The organism is Thermostichus sp. MS-CIW-36 (assembly GCF_054059035.1).
The window spans coordinates 25,531-44,870 of the sequence record NZ_JBSSBR010000009.1 but is presented as its reverse complement, the minus strand read 5'-3'; the positions used below and the strand labels follow the sequence as shown (position 1 = coordinate 44,870).

At 58.8% G+C, this 19,340-nt stretch carries 18 protein-coding genes and 1 tRNA gene; 11 read left to right on the top strand and 8 right to left on the bottom strand.

Annotated features, from left to right (window positions below; genetic code table 11):
• Positions 1 to 4: 4 nt before the first annotated feature.
• Together ACVWVQ_RS06060 and ACVWVQ_RS06055 are read left to right on the top strand one after the other, a co-directional pair.
• Positions 5 to 748 carry an XdhC family protein gene (locus tag ACVWVQ_RS06060; protein ID WP_457507424.1) on the top strand — a complete coding sequence of 248 codons (744 nt, stop codon included), beginning with the start codon at positions 5 to 7 and terminating at the stop codon, positions 746 to 748.
• 48 nt (positions 749 to 796) lie between these two features.
• Positions 797 to 870, top strand: a tRNA-Met gene (locus ACVWVQ_RS06055).
• A gap of 18 nt (positions 871 to 888) precedes the next feature.
• Here ACVWVQ_RS06055 and leuC read toward each other — a convergent pair.
• The 3 genes from leuC to ACVWVQ_RS06040 form a co-directional block, all read right to left on the bottom strand.
• A complete protein-coding gene (gene leuC, locus ACVWVQ_RS06050) occupies positions 889 to 2,292 on the bottom strand; it encodes a 3-isopropylmalate dehydratase large subunit (RefSeq protein WP_414329830.1) in 1,404 nt (467 codons plus the stop codon).
• A 189-nt stretch (positions 2,293 to 2,481) separates the two neighbouring features.
• Positions 2,482 to 3,582 (bottom strand): polysaccharide deacetylase family protein, encoded by a 1,101-nt coding sequence (locus ACVWVQ_RS06045; RefSeq protein ID WP_457507422.1) that lies wholly within the window; start codon positions 3,580 to 3,582, stop codon positions 2,482 to 2,484.
• A gap of 68 nt (positions 3,583 to 3,650) precedes the next feature.
• Entirely contained in the window at positions 3,651 to 4,673 is a 1,023-nt protein-coding gene (locus ACVWVQ_RS06040; RefSeq protein WP_457507420.1) for an NAD(P)/FAD-dependent oxidoreductase, read from the bottom strand.
• A gap of 217 nt (positions 4,674 to 4,890) precedes the next feature.
• On the opposite strand from ACVWVQ_RS06040, the gene ACVWVQ_RS06035 reads away from it, so the two are divergent.
• The 5 genes from ACVWVQ_RS06035 (at position 4,891) to ACVWVQ_RS06015 (ending at position 9,780) form a co-directional block, all read left to right on the top strand.
• Entirely contained in the window at positions 4,891 to 5,856 is a 966-nt protein-coding gene (locus tag ACVWVQ_RS06035; protein ID WP_457507418.1) for an SPFH domain-containing protein, read from the top strand.
• A 12-nt stretch (positions 5,857 to 5,868) separates the two neighbouring features.
• Positions 5,869 to 6,408, top strand: a complete 540-nt coding sequence (gene rimM, locus ACVWVQ_RS06030; protein ID WP_457507416.1) for a ribosome maturation factor RimM — start codon at positions 5,869 to 5,871, stop codon at positions 6,406 to 6,408.
• 201 nt (positions 6,409 to 6,609) lie between these two features.
• Complete coding sequence (gene gyrB, locus ACVWVQ_RS06025; RefSeq protein WP_457507414.1) at positions 6,610 to 8,538, top strand: DNA topoisomerase (ATP-hydrolyzing) subunit B; 1,929 nt, start codon at positions 6,610 to 6,612, stop codon at positions 8,536 to 8,538.
• A gap of 219 nt (positions 8,539 to 8,757) precedes the next feature.
• A complete protein-coding gene (gene plsY / locus ACVWVQ_RS06020) occupies positions 8,758 to 9,369 on the top strand; it encodes a glycerol-3-phosphate 1-O-acyltransferase PlsY (RefSeq protein ID WP_041436109.1) in 612 nt (203 codons plus the stop codon).
• A 42-nt stretch (positions 9,370 to 9,411) separates the two neighbouring features.
• Complete coding sequence (locus tag ACVWVQ_RS06015; RefSeq protein WP_414329655.1) at positions 9,412 to 9,780, top strand: gamma-glutamylcyclotransferase family protein; 369 nt, start codon at positions 9,412 to 9,414, stop codon at positions 9,778 to 9,780.
• On the opposite strand, the gene ACVWVQ_RS06010 is transcribed toward ACVWVQ_RS06015, so the two are convergent.
• The 4 genes from ACVWVQ_RS06010 to minC form a co-directional block, all read right to left on the bottom strand.
• Complete coding sequence (locus ACVWVQ_RS06010) at positions 9,758 to 12,106, bottom strand: cation:proton antiporter domain-containing protein (RefSeq protein WP_457507412.1); 2,349 nt, start codon at positions 12,104 to 12,106, stop codon at positions 9,758 to 9,760. The genes ACVWVQ_RS06015 and ACVWVQ_RS06010 overlap by 23 nt on opposite strands.
• 375 nt (positions 12,107 to 12,481) lie before the next feature.
• Positions 12,482 to 12,784, bottom strand: coding sequence for a cell division topological specificity factor MinE (minE, locus tag ACVWVQ_RS06005; RefSeq protein ID WP_414356181.1), 303 nt, complete (start codon positions 12,782 to 12,784; stop codon positions 12,482 to 12,484).
• 98 nt (positions 12,785 to 12,882) lie between these two features.
• A complete protein-coding gene (gene minD, locus ACVWVQ_RS06000; protein WP_414356180.1) occupies positions 12,883 to 13,689 on the bottom strand; it encodes a septum site-determining protein MinD in 807 nt (268 codons plus the stop codon).
• Positions 13,686 to 14,420 (bottom strand): septum site-determining protein MinC, encoded by a 735-nt coding sequence (gene minC / locus ACVWVQ_RS05995; RefSeq protein ID WP_457507410.1) that lies wholly within the window; start codon positions 14,418 to 14,420, stop codon positions 13,686 to 13,688. The genes minD and minC overlap by 4 nt, the downstream gene beginning before the upstream one ends.
• A gap of 172 nt (positions 14,421 to 14,592) precedes the next feature.
• Between minC and ACVWVQ_RS05990 the strand changes: the two genes are divergently transcribed.
• A complete protein-coding gene (locus ACVWVQ_RS05990; RefSeq protein ID WP_011431982.1) occupies positions 14,593 to 15,546 on the top strand; it encodes a M48 family metallopeptidase in 954 nt (317 codons plus the stop codon).
• Positions 15,547 to 15,665: 119 nt separating this feature from the next.
• Here the strand turns inward: ACVWVQ_RS05990 and ACVWVQ_RS05985 are convergent, their stop codons facing one another.
• A complete protein-coding gene (locus ACVWVQ_RS05985; RefSeq protein WP_457507409.1) occupies positions 15,666 to 16,031 on the bottom strand; it encodes a hypothetical protein in 366 nt (121 codons plus the stop codon).
• A 336-nt stretch (positions 16,032 to 16,367) separates the two neighbouring features.
• Here ACVWVQ_RS05985 and ACVWVQ_RS05980 point away from each other — a divergent pair, with 336 nt between their 5' ends.
• From ACVWVQ_RS05980 to ftsY, 3 genes are all read left to right on the top strand, one after another.
• Entirely contained in the window at positions 16,368 to 16,835 is a 468-nt protein-coding gene (locus ACVWVQ_RS05980; protein ID WP_457507407.1) for a hypothetical protein, read from the top strand.
• A gap of 68 nt (positions 16,836 to 16,903) precedes the next feature.
• Positions 16,904 to 17,731 carry an LmeA family phospholipid-binding protein gene (locus ACVWVQ_RS05975; protein ID WP_414356175.1) on the top strand — a complete coding sequence of 276 codons (828 nt, stop codon included), beginning with the start codon at positions 16,904 to 16,906 and terminating at the stop codon, positions 17,729 to 17,731.
• A 103-nt stretch (positions 17,732 to 17,834) separates the two neighbouring features.
• The gene (gene ftsY, locus ACVWVQ_RS05970) at positions 17,835 to 19,331 is read left to right on the top strand and encodes a signal recognition particle-docking protein FtsY (protein WP_457465611.1); all 1,497 of its coding nucleotides are present in this window, start codon (positions 17,835 to 17,837) and stop codon (positions 19,329 to 19,331) included.
• The last annotated feature ends 9 nt before the right edge of the window (positions 19,332 to 19,340 follow it).

The following is a 19,340-nucleotide window of genomic DNA, read 5'->3' as shown; positions in this document are numbered from 1 at the left end:
TGAGGTGGACGAGACCTTTTACCGACAGTTGGCAGACATGCTCTCCCGCGGGCCGCTGGTGGTGGCCACCGTGATCCGCACCCAGGGATCTGTGCCTCGCCAGGCGGGGGCGAAACTGGCTGTGGGATCCGATGGCACCCTGTTGGGCACTGTTGGCGGTGGGGCTGCCGAAGCGGAAGTCATTGCCCGAGCGCAAACCCTTTTGCAGACCGCTGTTCCCGTTGGCGATGGCGATGGTGAGTCCTCGCCGGCTGGGATGCCGGTTTCCCTCGATCTCAACAGCCCTCCCTTGGGCGTTTGCGGGGGACGGATGCACATTTGGCTACAGCGATGGCAGGGATCCCTTGCCCAAACGTTGGTGGCCCAGATCCTCCAGGCTCTGACCCAAGGGCAAAGGGCTTGGCTGATCACTCCCCTCCATCCTCAGGGGTTCCCCTACCTCAGCCTTAGCGACAGCGGTGCGGAGCACTTTGCCCCCCTGCCATCCCGCCCACAGCTCCTCGCGGGATCCTGGGTCGAGCCCCTCCTCCCTTCCCCCACCCTGCTGATCGTCGGAGCGGGCCACTGCGGCCTGTCCCTGGCCCAGGAAGGGATCCCGGAGACCGCCTTCAGTCGGCTCTTTGCCCCCATTGGCCTGGAGATCCACGCCGAAACCCCCGCCGAGATTGCCATCAGCATCACCGCCCAGCTCATCCAGGTGCGACGGGGATCCCCGAAGACAATACCCACACAAAAGGGCGAAACTTAGGCGTAGGCTTGCCGGTTAGCCGGAGGACAAGCTAGGCTAGAAAAGCGCCGCGGGGTAGAGCAGCCTGGTAGCTCGTCGGGCTCATAACCCGAAGGTCACTGGTTCAAATCCAGTCCCCGCTATACCTAGGAGACAGTTGCTTAGAGCAGCGTCCGCACATCCACCACCTTGCCGCTGACTGCCGCCGCTGCCACCATAGCCGGGCTCATGAGCAGAGTGCGCCCGCTGGGGGATCCCTGGCGGCCCTTGAAGTTGCGGTTGGAAGAAGAGGCGCTGATCTGGCGCCCCACCAGCCGATCCGGGTTCATCGCCAAACACATGGAGCAACCGGGATCCCGCCACTCAAACCCCGCCGCCTCGAAGATCTCCCGCAGGCCCTCCTGTTCTGCCTCCTGCTTTACCCGTTCTGAGCCGGGCACCACAAACGCCTTCACCCCTGGGGCCACCCGTCGCCCCTTAGCAATCTTGGCTGCCTCCCGCAGGTCGCTCAAGCGGCCATTGGTGCAACTGCCGATGAAGCAGACATCCACCGGTGTCCCCACGATGGGATCCCCTGGCTGCAAGTCCATGTAGGCATAGGCCTCTTTGGCCAGTTCCCGCTCGCTTTCCGGCAGATCTTCTGGGGCAGGGATCCGCTCATCCACCCCAATACCTTGGCCGGGGGTGATCCCCCAAGTAACCGTCGGCGCAATGTCTGCGGCTTGGAATACCACCACGTCGTCGTAGCGGGCATTGCCGTCGCTGGCCAGACTTTTCCACCAGGCTACCGCCTCTTCCCAATCGGATCCCTGGGGGGCAAACTCTCGCCCCCGCAAGTACTCAAAGGTCACCCCATCGGGGTTGACGTAGCCGCAGCGGGCCCCTCCCTCGATGGACATGTTGCAGAGGGTCATGCGCTCTTCCATGCTCATGGCTTCAATGGCGCTGCCCCCATACTCGTAGGCGTAGCCCACCCCGCCTTTGACCCCCAGCTTGCGGATGATGTGCAGAATTACATCCTTAGCGTAAACTCCCGGCCCCAACTTGCCGTGGATCTCAATGCGGCGCACCTTGAGCTTGGACAAAGCCAAAGTTTGGGTGGCCAATACGTCTCGCACCTGGCTGGTGCCGATCCCAAAAGCAATGGCCCCAAAGGCCCCGTGGGTAGAGGTGTGGCTGTCCCCACAGGCGATGGTCATCCCCGGCAGAGTTAACCCCTGCTCCGGGGCAATCACATGCACGATCCCCTGCCGACCGGAGCCGCTGTTGTAGAAGCGGATGCCGTATTGCCGGCAATTGCGCTCCAATTCCTGGATCATCTCCTCTGCCAAGGGATCCGCAAAAGGCCGTGCCCGGTTGTCGGTGGGAATGATGTGATCCACGGTGGCCACCGTCCGCTCGGGAAACAGAACCGGCAGATGACGCTCCCGCAGCATGGCAAAAGCCTGCGGACTGGTCACCTCGTGAATTAGGTGCAGGCCGATGAACAACTGCGTCTGCCCAGAGGGCAAAATCCGCACCGTATGGGCATCCCACACCTTATCGAATAATGTCCTCTCGCTCATCTTCCTCGGCCCGCAGCCAAGTCCTGTAAATTTTCAATGTGCTACTTGGGGAAAAGCTTGTCAAGGCACAGGCCTCCGTTATCTCTGGGCAACGCTGCTGAGCTGAGCGAGATGCAGCCCTTCTTTGAACATCCCCAGCCGGTAAAGGCGGGTCGGAGTCCTCAAGCCAGAAAACCTGTTGCCAGCCCTTCAAACGGGATCCCTGATGGCCGGCCAGGGCAAAAAGCGATAGCCCGCCCCTTCAATGGCGGCGACGATATCCGGCAGGGCCTCTGCGGTGTGGGGCCAGCGATCGTGGAGCAGCAAAACCAGGGGCTGATCGGAAGCCTGGATCGCCGGCAACTGAGCTCGAACACGCTCCAAAAGTTGGGCTGCGCTTTGGCCGGCGTAGGCATCTTCCGGGCTCATGTTCCAGTAAAGAACGCGATACCCTGCCTGCTCCAGAGAGCGACGCAAAGCAGAATCTAGGCGAAAACCTCCCGGTGGGCGAACAACCAGTTGGGGATCCAAGTTCAACGCTTTGAGCAGTTGGGTCGTCTGATCCACCTCAGCATAAAACAGCTCATTGCTTCCGTAGAGACGTTGATAATCGTGGGTAAAAGTATGATTGGCTAGGGTGTGGTGATGGGCCTGAATCGATTGAGCCAATTCTGGAAATCGGGAAACGTGGGTGCCAATAACAAAGAAAGTGGCCGGGATCTGAAGATCATCCAAGACCTGTAAAAGTCGGGGGGTAGACTGAGGCCAGGGGCCATCATCAATGGTCAGAAAGGCAGAACGAGGTGGCACTTCCAGTAAAGGCCCCAGCACTTCTTCTAAAGGCAGTTGCAAAGGTTGAGTATTTTCTGCCGGATCGAGAAAGTCGGGATCCGGGATCCAGCCATGCTGCAGAAACACCTGCACACGAGGGGGAGCAGGGGTAATCAACAGTCGCCCCGTCTGCTCATTTTGGTTGCCCCAGCTCAGCCGATAGGGCAGATCCGAAGCGACCTCGACGGTTGTTGTATGGGTAATGACTCCGTAGGGGATGTCGATCACATAATGCCCGTTCACCTCTTCTTGATGGATCCAGGCTGCCGAAGGAGCTGATAGATAAATGAGCAAATCTTGGGGATTGGCACCGCGCACCACCCGAATGCTTTCGATGGGGAGAATGAGGTTGTATTCCGAGGTGGCCGTCAGGTTCAGCTCAAAAAGAGGCTGGGCCTCTACCGTGCAGTAGTAGATCAGTCCAACCAGTAGGAAGGCTAGGCAAAATATCAACGCTTTCAACGCTTTCAGAGAGTGCATGGAATGGCTTAATCCTTCGCAACCAATCATAGGACAGAAGCCACCCAAGCTCGATAGAGCCCATCAATTTAACCGGAAGGCCCTGCTGGGCTTCTGGGTGGCGAGAGCAGGCGCTCTTCCCATTTACGTGCAGGTGAGGCCCGTCGGATGTCCCGCCAAATGGCTGTGGCAGCTAGGGTGCCATCGGCAACCGCAATCGACACTTGGTTCAGGCCCTGCTTCAAATCGCCCAGTGCAAACAGCCGCGGATGAGCAGTGCGACACCACTCGTCGGTTAGCAGGTTTTCCCCTTGCCATTTCAAGCCGGGGATCCCTTTCAAATAAGCATTGTGGTATTTGGCTCCCATCGCCACCAAGCCGGTGGTCGCTTCGATGTAGGTGCCATCTTCCAGCTCCACACCCTGCAATTGATGGTTTTCTCCCCAAAAACGACGAATGGGAGTTTCGTAGAGTGGGTAGCCATGATCCGCCAGTTTTTTGCGCATGTCGGGGCCGACCGAGCAGAGGCCGTGGGTCAACACCGAGATATAGGGTGTAAACCAGTTGAGGACAAAAGCTGTATTGATCCGATCTTCCGAATTGACGATCAACACCGCCTTCTGATCCCGCATTTCGTAGCCATCGCAGATCATACAGACATGCAGTGAATAGCCCGCGTAGTCGTAAACATTCTGCATATCCGACAACTGGGGCAAGTAATCCATAATGCCGGTTGCCGCGATCAAATATTTGCTCCGAAAAACGGGGTAGAGGCTGTTAACTTTTCCCACCTTGACTTTGACCGCAAAGAGGTCTCCCTCATCGGTGGCATCTTCCACGAAGCCGCGCAGGTAATCTACCCCTAAACTGAGGGCGTGCTCTGTTCCCTGTCGCAACAGCTCTCGTCCGGGAGTGGTCGGAGGCAATCCCAGATAATTGCGCAAATCCTGCATCCAAAAAGATCGGCCTCTGCCCTTCTCCACCACCAGGCAACTCAGTCCGTAACGGGCCAGATAGATTGCCGCCGATAGTCCCCCTGCTCCTCCTCCGGCCACGATCACGTCATAGATTTTGTTCAAAGCAACTTCTAGATTCCTGCTGCTCAGTTTCATGGACGGGATCCCCTCACGAGCTTTTTGCCGGGTGATCTCAGGTCGTTGGCTGCGGCCTGAAAAATCTTAAGAAACTCTATATGTTCCGAGGACTGCTTATCCTGCTGAGTCCACCACATTTCTGTTGAGGCGTGATCCAAGTGAAGGGAGCAGTCCCAACAACCGTCTAGCAACCGTCTAGAATGGGGACTGAACTCCCCATCAGGAGGAAAGCCCTATGCCAGGTATCTTAGCGGCCATTGCCCTGATCTTTATCGGCTACCTGTTCAACTCGGTCAAAATCATCAGCCAGGGATATGAGGCACTGGTAGAGCGTTTAGGCAGGTTTCACCGCAAGTTGACCCCAGGATTGCACTTTATTCTTCCCCCCATCGATAGGATTGTGTTCCGGGAAACCATCCGCGAGAAGGTGTTGGATGTGCCTCCTCAGCAGTGCATCACCAGCGACAACGTCTCTTTGATGGCCGATGCGGTGGTCTACTGGCGCATCACCGACATGATCAAGGCCCGCTATGCGGTCGAGGATGTGCAGCGGGCTTTGATTAACCTGGTGCTGACGGCCTTGCGCGCCGAAATTGGCCGTATGGATTTGGATCAAACCTTTTCCTCCCGCGCCGAGATCAACGCTCGCCTTTTGACAGAGCTGGACGAGGCCACAGATCCCTGGGGGATCAAGATCACCCGCGTGGAAGTCAGGGACATTCAACCCTCTAAGACTGTGCAAGACTCGATGGAAAAGCAGATGGCTGCCGAGCGGGAGAAGCGGGCCGCTATTCTGAAATCAGAAGGGGAGCAGCAGGCCAGCATCAACCAAGCGGCTGGGGCCGCCAAGGCGCAGCTATTGCGGGCAGAAGCGGAGAAACGGGAGCGGCTGCTGTTGGCTGAGGGCACGGCTGAAGCCATCAAGACCATCGCCGCCACTTTGCAAGAGAATCCAGAGGCAGCCAATGCGTTGCAATACCTGATGGCGCAAAACTATATCGACATGGGCTTCAAGGTAGGCAGCAGTCCCAGCGCCAAGGTAATCTTCATGGATCCCAATTCGATCCCTGGCACCCTGCAAGGGCTGCTCTCCATGGTGGACGTGGCCAAGGGTGGGGAAGGATCTCGCGCGGCGGCCTCTCAGAAGCTGCGTACCCCGGCTTCTTTCCCAACCGAAGTGGACTTTCCGCGGCTCGACTGAGTTTGACCGACCATGATGGCCCGGGATCCCGATTGGCTGCTGGTGGGACAGGTGGTGGCGGCTCACGGCTTGCGGGGCTGGCTGCGGGTTAGGTGCTGGTCGGATTTCCCAGAACGCCTCACAGAGCCTGGACCACGCTGGTTGCAGCGGGATACGGATCCCGAGCCCCTGCTGCACCCCTTGATCGAGGGGCAGTTTTTCCCGGCTAAGGGTCTTTATTTGGTGCGACTGGAAGGGATCCCCGATCGAACGGTGGCTGAGACCTGGGTGGGGGCTAGGCTGCTGGTACCGGCTTCCCACCGCTTGCCCTTGCAGCCGGAAGAGTACCACTACCGCGATCTCATCGGCTTGACCGTCTATCGCCAGGGGGAGCTGCTGGGACAGGTTTCGGGGATTTTGGCAGCCGGCCAGGATGTGCTGGAGATAACAACCCCTGATCACCGGCAGGTGTTGATCCCCTTTGTGAAAGCCCTGGTGCCTGTCGTGGACTTGGAAAAAGGCGCGCTTCACGTGCAGCCGCCGCCTGGGTTGGTGGAGAGCTTTCTGGGTTAGAGTTCGACAAGACGGCCTGACTTCGGTACCTGCATCCCATCCTGAACTTGGCCCTCAGAAGCGTCTGTGTGGCCGTTCTAGCCTTTTGTGCTATCATGGGGACAGTTTTTTGATGATAAGCTGATTCCTGGCCTTTAAGGTCAATTTTTCTGGGTTTCTGTTGATCTTGGCCGGGAGCCTTCCTCGGGATTGGAGTTGGGAATGACGGAAAACTACGGTGCAGAGCAGATCCAAGTTTTGGAAGGCTTGGAGGCTGTGCGCAAGCGGCCTGGCATGTATATTGGCTCCACCGGGCCGAAGGGGTTGCACCATTTGGTGTACGAGGTGGTGGACAACTCCGTTGATGAGGCCCTGGCCGGCTATTGCGACGATATTCAGATCAGCCTGCATCCCGACGGCTCGGTAGCCGTCTTGGACAATGGCCGTGGCATTCCGGTGGACATCCACCCCAAAACCGGTCAGTCGGCCCTGGTTACGGTGCTGACGGTGTTGCATGCGGGGGGCAAGTTTGGCGGTGGCGGCTACAAGGTCTCCGGCGGGCTGCACGGCGTGGGCGTATCGGTGGTGAATGCCCTCTCCGAATGGGTGGAGGTGACGGTTTGGCGAGAGGGCAAGGTTTACTTTCAACGGTTCGAGCGCGGGGCGGTGGTGGGATCCCTGAAATCTGAACCCCAACCCAAGGGATCCAATCGGCGGGGTACCGAGGTGCGCTTCAAGCCGGATGGGCTGATCTTTCCCGAGCGAGAGTTTGACTATGCCCTATTGGCGGCCCGCTTTCGCGAGTTGGCCTACCTCAATGCCGGCTTGAAAATCACCTTCAGCGATCTGCGGCGGGATCCGCCCCACTGCGAAACCTATCAATATGCAGGCGGCATCAAGGAATATGTGGCCTTCATCAACCACGAAAAAACGCCCATCCACTCTGACATCATCTACATCCGAGGGGAGCGGGATGGCGTGGAGGTGGAAGTGGCGCTGCAGTGGTGCTCGGATGTGTACACCGACAATTTGATCGGCTTTGCCAACAACATCCGCACCAACGAAGGGGGTACCCACCTGGAGGGCTTGAAAACCTCTCTTACCCTCACCATCAACAGCCAAGCCCGCAAACTCAACAAGCTGAAGGATTCCGACAGCAACCTGGCCGGAGAAAATGTGCGCGAGGGGTTGACGGCCATCGTCTCGGTCAAGGTGCCCAACCCCGAGTTTGAGGGGCAAACCAAAACCAAGTTGGGCAACACCGAGGTGCGGGGCATTGTGCAAACCCTCGTCTCCGAGGCGCTCACGGAGTACTTGGAATTCAACCCCAACGTGGCCAGGGGGATCGTCGATAAGGCCATCCAGTCCTTCAATGCTGCCGAGGCAGCCCGGCGGGCCAGAGAATTGGTGCGGCGCAAATCTGCCCTGGAATCTTCTACGCTGCCGGGGAAGTTGGCCGATTGCAGTTGCCGCGACCCGGCGGAATCTGAGGTGTATTTGGTGGAGGGCGACTCTGCAGGGGGCAGCGCCAAACAGGGTCGGGATCGGCAGTTTCAGGCGGTGTTGCCCCTGCGCGGCAAGATTCTCAACATTGAAAAGGCGGATCCCGCCAAGATCTACAAAAACGCCGAAATTCAGGCCATGATCACAGCGCTGGGTTTGGGAGTTAAAGGCGATGAATTTGATCCCAGCCAACTGCGCTACCACCGCATCATCCTCATGACCGATGCTGACGTGGACGGCAGCCACATTCGCACCCTGTTGCTGACCTTTTTCTACCGCTATCAAAAGGCGCTTCTGGAACAGGGCTATGTCTATATCGCCTGTCCGCCGCTCTACAAAATCGAGTGGGGTCGCAACAATGTTCGCTACTGCTACAGCGACGCCGAGAAAGACCAAATCCTGCGGGGGCTGCCTGCCAACACCAAGTACACCATCCAACGGTTCAAGGGTCTGGGGGAAATGATGCCTGAACAACTTTGGGAGACCACCATGAACCCGGCAACGCGCACCCTCAAACAAATCACCATCGAAGATGCGGTGGAGGCGGATCGCATTTTCACCATCTTGATGGGAGATGCCGTTGGCCCCCGACGGGAGTTTATTGAGGCCCACAGTGCCCATTTGGATCTGGCGGCTCTCGATATTTAGCGACTCTCGATATTTAGCGACTCTCGATATTGGGTGGAGAGAACTCTGTCCCGCCTCTTCGGGGCCCACGGCAGGGGGAAAGTGCTCCGCACCGCTGGCGCGAACGTAACGGTGTTGCAGACGAGGCCGCAAACAGCCAAAAGCTCCTGGACGGGGTAAGATCCCGGCTGCAGCTCAGACCCTGTGGCAAAGTGAGGGAAGAGCGTTCCAGATCCTGCTATGCCTGCATTGCTTACGGCTCTTCTTGCGGTGCTGGGGGGCTATCTCCTGGGATCCATTCCAACCGGCTACTGGGTAGGTCGTTGGTGGGGAGGCATCGATATTCGCCAACAGGGATCCGGCTCTACCGGAGCAACCAATGTGTTGCGGACGTTGGGCAAGGGGCCCGCCCTGCTGGTGTTGCTGGTGGATGCTGCCAAGGGGGCAGCAGCAGTGGCTCTGGGATCGGCCTTGGGATCCGCGTGGTGGGTGGTTTTGGCGGCATTGTTCGCAGTGATCGGCCATAGCCGTTCCTGCTGGCTGGGCTTCAGGGGGGGCAAATCGGTGGCCACCAGCCTGGGGATCTTGTTGGCTATGGCTTGGCCAGTAGCCCTGACAACTTTCGGCGTCTGGCTGCTGGGGCTCGCCCTCACCCGCATCGTTTCCTTCAGCTCCCTGCTGGCGGCAGTGGCGGCTCCGGTGGTGATGTGGGCAACAGCTCAACCTTTGCCCTATTTGTTGTTTGCGTTGGCGGGCGGGGTGTATGTGATCGGTGCTCATCGGCGCAACATCGAGCGCCTACTGGCCGGGTCGGAGCCGCGCATTGGCCAAAAATGGACGCAATCTCCCTAATTTTCAAGGCACTGTGAAGCAGCTGTATTACTCCGCAACGCTATGCAACCGACCACAGTGGTTTTTGTCTACGGATCCCTGCTGCGGGGCGGCCAATACCACAGCTTGCTGCAGGGGGCAGAATTTTTGGGGACAGACAGCCTCAACCACATTGATCTTTACAGTCTCGGCCCCTACCCGATGGCAGTTCGTGGCCGAAACCGGCTCTACGGCGAGTGCTACCGCATCCCCTTGAGTCTATTGCCCCGATTGGACGAGCTGGAAGACCACCCGCGGGTGTACGAACGGCAGTGGGTGCAGTTGGATAGCGGCACCTTTGCCTGGGTTTATCTGGGTCGGCCTGAGCAGGTGCAGGGGTGTTCCCTCATCCCCAGTGGCCGCTGGCTGGCTAGAGATCAAAGTGGAGCTTGACGCCCTCAACATACTGGGGCGGCAACAAAGACTCTATCCCACTGTTGTGCTCCGCACCGCTGTCGCGAACGCGAACGGCTGCCGACGGATCCCATTCTTGGGAATCAGACTCTTTGGCGGAGAGAGCACCGGCATCCACAGGGCTGGAAACGCGCTCCAGGTAGTAGATGCGATCCCCGCGTCGCCAAATGTCTGGCTCAGGCAGGTAGAAGAGCCGACCCGGTCGAGATGAGCCGCTCCTCAGCCGCTGCGGGCGCACCAACAACAAGGGCAGGCATAGATCGGCTTTGATTCGATAGGCAAACTGATCCCGCAGCCGTTCAAGGGTGGGATCCTCCAGTCCCATCTGGGCCAGGAAGGGATTGGGCAGCGCTGGTGCTGAAAAAGCGCTCCGCACCGCTGTCGGGAACGACTCTTGAGCCGTCAAGACATCAGCTTTATTGCTCCGCACTGCCTCCGGCAGGGTTGAGGCCGCATTCGCAGAAGTGTCACGTAGCGATAAAGGGAGAGGCAGGCCCAGGTCTGCCAACGTGGGTAGGGTGATCGAGCGCAGCTCAGCCCGGTTGGCCTCCAGATAGCCGGCCCAGCGCTGCAGTTGGGGGAAGGAAGGCTGCAAGGTGCGGATCCCTTCTGAGATGGGCATATCCGGCAGCAACACCGTCCAGATGGTGGCCGAAACCGAGAGTTTCACCATCAACTCGGCAATGGCCCAGTTCACCTGCGGATCCAGAGTCAGGATCAACAGAGTTTCCGCATGGTCGATATCGGCCTTCAACAAAGCAGACTCGTTCAGTACAGCTTCCTGCAGGGATCCGGGGATGGCTTCTGGCTTGCCGACTTCCTGGCTTGGGGCAGACTTGTGGGTGCCGTTGCCGTCAGAGGAATGAAGTTGTGGGGGCAAGCCATCTGCTGGACGACGCTTCGGCGTTCCTGGCAGGGATGTGGAGGACTTACGGGATGGCGGGATGGAGTCCTTACCGTCTGTTGGGTGGGGAGCTTTGTAGCTGCCGTGCCCATTTTTGGAAGACCCAGAAACCAACGGGATCACCTCGACCGTCTGGTTGAGCGAGCGCATCAACTGGGCCAATTGGTTGGTGAGGGGATGATCGCCGATGATTATGGTGGAACTGCCCTGATCCAGACCCAGCCAACGGGCCACCCAAGCCGCGGTCAGCCCCTGTACCGTCACCGTCACCGAGATGGTCAAAAACACCAGCGCCTTGAGGGCATCTCCCCCAGTAATGCCGCGTTCTGTCAGCAGAATGGCAAACAAGGAGGCCACCGAAGCCGCCACAATGCCCCGAGGAGCCAGCCAAGCCACAAACAGCTTCTGCCGCCAATTCAGGTCGCTGCGCCAGGTACACAGCCACACGCTCAAGGGGCGGATGACCAGCATCAAACACAGCACCGTGGCCAGGGATCCCCAGCCCAGGGCAAACACTGCCTTGAGGGAGAGCGTGGCGGTAAGCAAAATAAAGATCACCGAGATGGCCAACACCACCAACTGGCCGTGAAACTGCCGCACACCCCGCTCGGCAATGGCCGCCTTCTGCCGCACCACCAGGCCCGCCATCACCACCGCCATCAGCCCCGCCTCCGATCGCAGCGACTGGGCCAAGGCAAACACCCCCAGGGCCCCCGCCAGCACCACCGAGTTGCGCAGCTCCTCGGTTAAAAACTGCCGCGACCAAAGCAGGAAGGATCCCATCAGCCAGCCCCCCAGCGCTCCCACCGCCGACCCGATGGCCAGACGGCTGGACAACTGTTCCAAGGCCATGAGAAAACTGGGATGGCCGGAGAGCACCACCTGCAGCACCACCACTGCCAGAATGGCCCCGATGGGATCGATCAGCACCCCTTCTCCCTCCAGGAGCGTGCTGACTGCCGGATCGACCCGTACCCGCTTCAAGATGGGGTTGATCACCGTCGGCCCTGTTACCACCACCAGGGATCCAAACAAAAAAGCCAGCCGCCAGGGAAACTCTCCCAGATAGTGAGCTGCTGCCGCTCCCCCCACCAGGGTCAGCAGGGATCCCAACAAAACCAAATTGCGCAGGCTATCCGATACCGGATTGAGACGTTGCAGCCGCAGGTTCAGTCCCCCCTCAAACAAGATCAGAGCCACCGCCAACGACACCAGCGCTTCCAGCCCGGATCCCATGACTTGGGGATGAACCCAGCCCAAACCATCTGGCCCCAGCAACAGGCCAAACAGCAGCAGGAATACAATGCTGGGCACTTTGACAAAATTGGCCAGCACCTGAGCAGCGATCCCAGCCACCAGGGCTAGCGTAAACAGGATCGTCAGCTCAAATGAATCTTGCATATTGAGGCTTAACCGAACGCAATAGCGGGACGGAGCCCTTACCTTTCCAGCTACTGAACGCTAACAATCTCGTCGCTGCCATCGTTAACGTCGTTGTTGCTCCGCAACGCTAACGCCAATACAAACTGCTGAAAAGTCTCCAATCGTCAAGGGGGCTCTACCCATCACGTCAGCAGTTCATGAGCCCAAACACGCAGAGCTAACTCATGTGTGTCGGCCCCATGAAGTTGCAAAAGCTACACTCAGCCTGCTTCTCGCTACAGTACACACGACCTACCTCAACGTATCACAGAGCGGGCTTGACGACCACTCTGGCGTTGGGCAGCTCTGTTGGGAATTGAAAGCAAATCGACATGCTGCCAAAAATCTCCCCTTCTAGGCTTTCTCGCCTTCCGGGTGGCTGAGACCCGTCTCTAAGGGCTTAACGCGACGGATGGGCAGATTGGCAATGAGAGCAGTCGTTCCCCCTTCCGTAGCCAAATGAAACTGCATCCCCTCTGAATCTAGCTCCACATAGCGCGACACCACCCCCAAAATCTCTAGGCGCATCGATTCCAGTGCCGCTGGGGTGAGATCAGCGCGGTCATGGGCCAAGATCAGCTTTAACCGTTGCTTGGCTTGATGGCGGCTGTTGCCGGAGTGCCGAGAAAAAAGCTGATCCAAAAAATCGAGGAGCATAGGTTTTGCCGGCCTTGTTACTCAGTTGTGAAAGTTGTGAACAGGTCAAAATTGCCATTCCAATCTGGATAAAGTGGGGAAAAACGACAAAACAGTTGTCAGAGCACCTTTTGGTTTAAAAACCGTTTGGCCCGCTCCCAAAAAGACTCGCTCAAGCTGGCCAGCTTGGGAAACTCCACCGCTTCCCCTTCTAGCCGTCGGGCAATGCGCTGGATGGCCTGAGCAGCCAGAGTTGGATTGGCGGAGAGAACCAGGGGCTCCCCTTTGTTGGTGGAGACGATCACCTCGCGGTCTTCTGGAATAATACCCACCAACGGGATGGCCAGCACCTCCACCACATCTTCCACCGACATCATCTGGCCGGCTGCCACCATGTCCGGGCGCAGGCGGTTGACAATGAGCTGAGTCGATGAAATCTGGGCGGCTTCCAACAAGCCCACCACGCGATCTGCATCCCGCACCGCTGCCACTTCTGGGGTGGTGATGATGATGGCCTCGTTGGCCCCGGCAATGGCATTGCGAAACCCTTGTTCGATCCCTGCTGGACAATCGATCAGCACGTAGTCATGGCTGCTGGCCAGCTTCTCGATCAACTGGCGCATCTGATCCGGATTCACCGCCGTTTTGTTGCGGGTTTGGGCTGCCGGCAACAGCGAGAGATGGGGGGTGCGCTTGTCTTTCACCAAAGCCTGCTCGAGGCGGCACTCCCCGGCAATCACCTCTAGGGCCGTGTACACCACCCGATTCTCCAGCCCCAGCAGCAAGTCCAGGTTGCGCAGGCCAAAGTCTGCATCCACCACCACCACCGAGCGACCCAAGCGCGCCAAGGCAGTGCCCAGGTTGGCCGTCACGGTGGTTTTGCCGACTCCACCTTTACCAGAGGTCATGACGATGACTCGGCTCATACTCCTCTCCGCAGAAAATCTTGAAGGCTGGCGATGCAGATGACATCTTCCTGTAGGTAAACCACTTCAGGGGTGTTGGGCAGGGATCCGCCTTCTGGCGGACGGGCCACCTGATTGGCAATGCGCAACTGAGTGGGCTCCAACTGCAATGCCAAGATTACAGCCCCCTTGTCGCCGTTGGCCCCCGCGTGAACCAAGCCGCGCAAGCGTCCCCAAACCCAAACATCTCCTCCGGCAACGATCTCGCCGCCGGGGTTGAGATCCCCCAACAGGAATACGGATCCTCTGTGACGCACGGACATGCCAGAGCGCACTGTCGAACGTAGGTACAGAGGTGTGGTGTCTGGGGGAGCAGGGGGAACTGCCTCCAAAAGGGAAGATTGCTCCACAGAATACCCCAACGTCGCTGCTGCAATCGCTGTCGAGCGGGATCGAGTTTGAACGCGCCACAGTTGCAGTCCATGCTGAGACAATAGGGCAGCAAGAAGTTGTAGGGTGGGCATGTCCAGCTCTCGCTGCTGGCTCCAGAGGGTGAGGGGAGCGACCCCGGCCCAGTAGGGTTTGCGGCTGCGCAACTGCCAAACCAGGTTTTCCCAAAGCTCTTCCCAAGGTAAGGTGCTGGGCAAGTGCAGATGAATCCCTTGTGCATCCGACCGAAAGTAAACGCTGCCCGTGGCCCAGGAGTCTGGAGATGGGGAGATTTCAGGGTTCCATGTAGGGGATCCCGTCATGACCGCCCTTAAACGTCTGCCTGAATATAGAGCCCTATCCTATTCCATTCCCCCAAGCCAGGGGAAACTCTCTCGGCGGTTGCCCTTGATAGCAAAGCGGTTTCGCTTGGGTGGCAGGACAATCTTGCTTCGGGATCGCTAACTTGAGGGTACTTGATGGAGCCAATTCCTGATGTTGAAACCTCGCCACACCCTCAGGCTGCTCGCGCCAGCAGGACAGGATCCTCTCCTCTCCAAGGGGTGGAGTTCTCGCGCGGTGAGACCGGTCGCCATTGCCCTACTCAGCATTCTTGCGGCATCTGGGATGGGATCCCCTGCCCATGCCCAAGATCTGGGCCGTTTGCTGATTCATGGCCTTCAGTGGCTGCAGGTGAGCCAGTTGAACGATGCCCAAGAGGTGAGCTTAGGCCGCCAGATCGATCGACAACTGAAAGCGCGGGGACAACTTCGCCTCAGTTCGGATCCCTACTGGGTCGAGCGGGTGAACCGCATTGGCCAACGGGTGGCCGCCCACAGCGAACGGCCCCATCTGCCCTACACCTTTCAAGTGGTGGAAGATCCCGACATCAACGCCTTTGCCACACTGGGAGGCTTTGTCTACATCACCACTGGTGCCCTCGCAGCCGCCGACAACGACGACCAGATTGCCGCCGTGCTGGCCCACGAGGTGGCCCACATCGGCGAACGCCACGGCCTGCAACAACTGCAGCAGGCTGCCACTGCCCAGTTTGGGGCTCAATTGTTGGGGCTCAACGACAGTACCCTGGCCGCTCTGGCCCTGGAATTGGGAGTACGGCGCCCGCAGAGCCGTGAAAACGAGTTTATCGCCGATGAAAAAGGTCTGGGGGCAGCCTATCGCGCCGGGTTTGACCCGCAGGGCATGCCGCAATTTTTGGCCAAGTTGCAATCCCGCGGATCTGTGCCAGAGTTCCTGCGCACCCATCCCCCCGTCTCGGAGCGCATTGCCCGCCTCAACCAGCTCATCATTCAGCACGGCATGGTCAGCCCAGCCGGTCAGACCGTTCCACTCCACGGCTCCGGCGGCTCCATTTGGCCCTCCGGATCCCCCGAACAAACCCAACGCACCGAGATTGAGATCCTGCCGCTACTCCCTGTCCTGCCCTAACTCGGCACAGAGGGATCCCTTCTGCCCAAGGCCGGCTGAAATGGCTCTCGCTCCCAATCTTTGGCCTTGATGACTTCCTGTGTTTCTTGGTCGGGGATGGCTACTGGTGGAGCTATGCTTCACAGCAAAGGCAGGCCACGCAGTCTCCGCAACTGGTTGAGGTGGGCCGGGCAATCACAGCCGAATAGGGCAATAGCTGCGTTGCTTTCTTCAAGGGTGAACTCCAGAAAGGGATGCTCTGTCACCTCGACCTCAACCCAGGACTCCGTCCCGCTAACGCGAGTGGCTGGGATGGGATCCTTCTGCTCGGGAATAAGGAGAGGATGTCTCCACGGCAAAGAACGGGAGCGGACGACACCCAAGTCAAATGGGGGCGCATCCGGGGCAGAAGCCCAAGCCGCAGGAGCAGACCAAAGCAGCAACGCCCACAGAGCCGGTGTAGCCCACCTTGCCCAGCGCCAATAGGAATAGGGGATCCCTGCCATAGACTTTGCTAACTCACTAGTGTACCGTCCGCTTTGGATTTTGCCAGGGAGTGGCTGAAGCGAAGAGGACGTCATAGCTGCGCAACGCTAACGCGACTGGCCGGCATCGTCTCAGGAACCGTTGGGTCACAGCCGGCGGATCCCATGCCAAACTTTGGTTTAGAATATTTTTAGATTCGAGATTCAGTCTCACTCATTTGAACTTGGGGAGGCCAACCTTTAGCCTTGCCAAGGATATCCCTCTTCTGCAGCGCTCCACTGGGATCTAGCTTCCTGCCCTTTCCCGTCCTGTTTTGTTCATTATCTCTATTATCTCTACCAACTCAGGAGTTTCTTATGGCCGTTCCAAATGGTCATTCCGGCACGCTTCCAGAGCAAGAGGCTTCTTCTATGGGAAAGGACGCTCTTCCGCCAACGCAAACGGGTAATGCTCTAAACCTGGCTCCCCTGCCTGCTGATGGAGCCTCCGGGGCTGCTCAGATGCCGGTACTGCTGGAGGAGAAATCCGGCCCACCGGTGTTTCCCAGCCCTGTCAAGTTCAGCGAAATTGAGATTGACCACCGTCCGGTTGGGGCTTCGACCCTGAAAGTGGTGGATTACTATGCCGACGGACGTCCAGTTACTGCTGCAACTCTCAAAGTCGTGGACACCTGGGGCGAGGGACGCCCAACGGTTGCCTCTGGCGCCAAATTCATCCATGACCCCGCGCTCAATCGCCCGATAATGGCTGATGGCCTGAAAATTGCCAAAACCTTTATGGGCAATCGCCCCATTGAGGCCAGCCCCCTCAAGGTGATGCGCTAGCCCGGATCCCCAAGGTGGGCCAGGGATCCCCTTGCTAACCTGGGTTGGGGCACATCCGGTTAGTGATCATGGAGATCCTGGCAGTTCTCTTGGGGCTGTTGGCGGGCTTGGGAGGAGGAGCGGGCTATCTGGCGGATCAGACGGCGCGGCAGCTTCTGTTGGATCAGTTGGATCGGGCAGAGGTTTTGGAGGTGCGCATCCAAAGCCAGCCCAATTACCGGCTGCTGAATGGCCAAGCGGATCGCCTGCTGATCGCCGGTCGCGGGCTCTATCGAGCGCCCTTTCCCCGCATCGAGCTTCTGGAGCTGGAAACCGATCCGGTGGCAATTGACCCCTCTTTTTTCCAGGGGGCTCCCTTGCGCCTGACGCGACCTCTGCAAGCTGCGGTGCGGGTGGTGGTGCGAGAAGAGGACTTGAATGCTGCCCTCAACATGCCAGAGGTGCTCCGCCAGTTTCAGGATCTCCGGGCCGATCTGCCTTTTGGGGGAGCGGGAAGGGAAGCTCGCCGTTTCGATCTGCGTCAGCCCCGCGTCGAGTTTTTGGATCCCAACCGCATTCAGCTCTCTGCCCTTTTGGTGGAGGAAGACGGCGGTACCGAGCAGAAGGACTCCGTCCAGCCAACGCGAGCAGTGGAGGTGGTGTTCAACGCTGGAATCCGCATGGAGGAAGGGCGCAGCCTAAAGCTGGAGAATCCGGAGTTTGTGATCGGTTCTGTACGGGTTCCTGATGAGATCTCAGCAGCGTTTTTGGGCGGGCTCAATGAGGTGTTTGACCTGCAAGAGCTGGAAGAGAGCGGGATTCTGGTGCGGGTGCTCAGCCTGGAGATAGAGCCTGACCAATTGCAGGTGATTGGGTTTGTGCGGGTGGAGACGCTGGAAAGGACTTTGTCCCGCTAACGGGGATCCCCATTGAGCAGGGATGAGCTCCCCAGGGCTGCGCTCTAGCAGGAGAGCTGCTCTGTCAAACTGGATAAAGATCAGCCAGGCTGGAGATGGGATTATGGCCTTCGATTGGTTTCGCCGCCGCTATACCGACTCTACCGACTCTTCTGGTGAAGCAGAGCCTTCGCCACCGGCCCCGGAACCGGCGGAGATCTCCCCGGAAGACTATTTGGCCTTCGCCAAAGCCGCCTATGCCAACCTGAAGGCCCGTGCTGCTGCCCAAGCCCCACCGGCAACCCAGGACTCTGTCCCACCTGCGCCAGCGGAAGGGATCCCTGCAGAATCCGTCCAGCTGCAGCCACCGGCCTCGACTGAGGACTCCGGCCCACTTGCCCAAGCAGAACCCCGTGAACCCGTCCAGTCCTCCACTCCAACACAAGAACCAGCATCTCCAGAATCGCCCCCTGTGCAGCCGGCGGCAGCTCCCTCGTTTTTCGATCTGGCTCCCCGTGCTGCTGAGCGTCTCCAAGCCCTGCAAGCCAGCGCCGTGGATGAGCCCAAACCCGAGCCGGTGACTCCAGCCGTTGCTCCCTCTCCAGAGACGGGGCCGGAAGAGCTGGTCTTCGATGAGGGCTTCCGCTGGTCAGCCGAGATCCTGGCGGCCCAAGGGCGCAAACCGGAAGAGATTTCCGTTGAGGAAATCTCCTGGCTGCAAAAGCTGCGGCGAGGCTTGGGCAAAACCCGCCTTAACCTGATCAACCAGTTGAAAGCCCTGGTAGGCCGCGGCCCTCTGGATCAGAAGGCTGTGGAAGAAATTGAGGCCCTGTTGCTGCAGGCCGATGTGGGGATCGACGCCACCGAGCAGATCATCCAAGCCCTACAAAAGCGTATGCGAGAGGAGGTGGTGCCCCCAGAGGAGGCCGTCAAATACCTCAAGCAGCAGATGCGGCAGATGTTGACGGTGGGGGATCCCACCTTTGCGCCGCAACGGGACACGCTCAACATTTGGTTGATTGTCGGGGTGAATGGGGCGGGCAAGACCACCACCATTGGCAAAATTGCCCATGTTGCCCGCGAGTCTGGGTACCGCTGTCTGATTGCTGCTGCTGATACGTTTCGGGCTGCTGCTGTGGAGCAGCTCAAGGTTTGGGCAGAGCGAGCAGGGGTAGAGGTGATCGCCAATCCCTCTCCCAATGCCGATCCGGCAGCGGTGGTTTTTGACGCCATCACAGCCGCCAAGGCCAGGGGCACAGAGCTGCTGTTGGTGGACACGGCAGGCCGTCTGCAAAACAAGAAAAACCTGATGGACGAGCTGGCCAAGATCCGCCGCATCGTCGATAAAAAAGCTCCTGAAGCCAAGGTAGAAAGCCTTCTGGTGCTGGATGCCACCCAAGGGCAAAACGGGTTGCGCCAAGCCGAGGTATTTGCCGAGGCTGCCAAGTTGAGCGGCGTGATCCTGACTAAGCTGGATAGCACCGCCAAGGGGGGGATTGCCCTGGCCATTACGCAGCAGATGAACCTGCCCATCCGCTTTATCGGCGCCGGCGAGGGGCTAGAAGATCTGCGGCCTTTTTCCAGCTACGAGTTTGTGGAAGCTCTTCTAAGCGAGTATTGAGGCACCCCC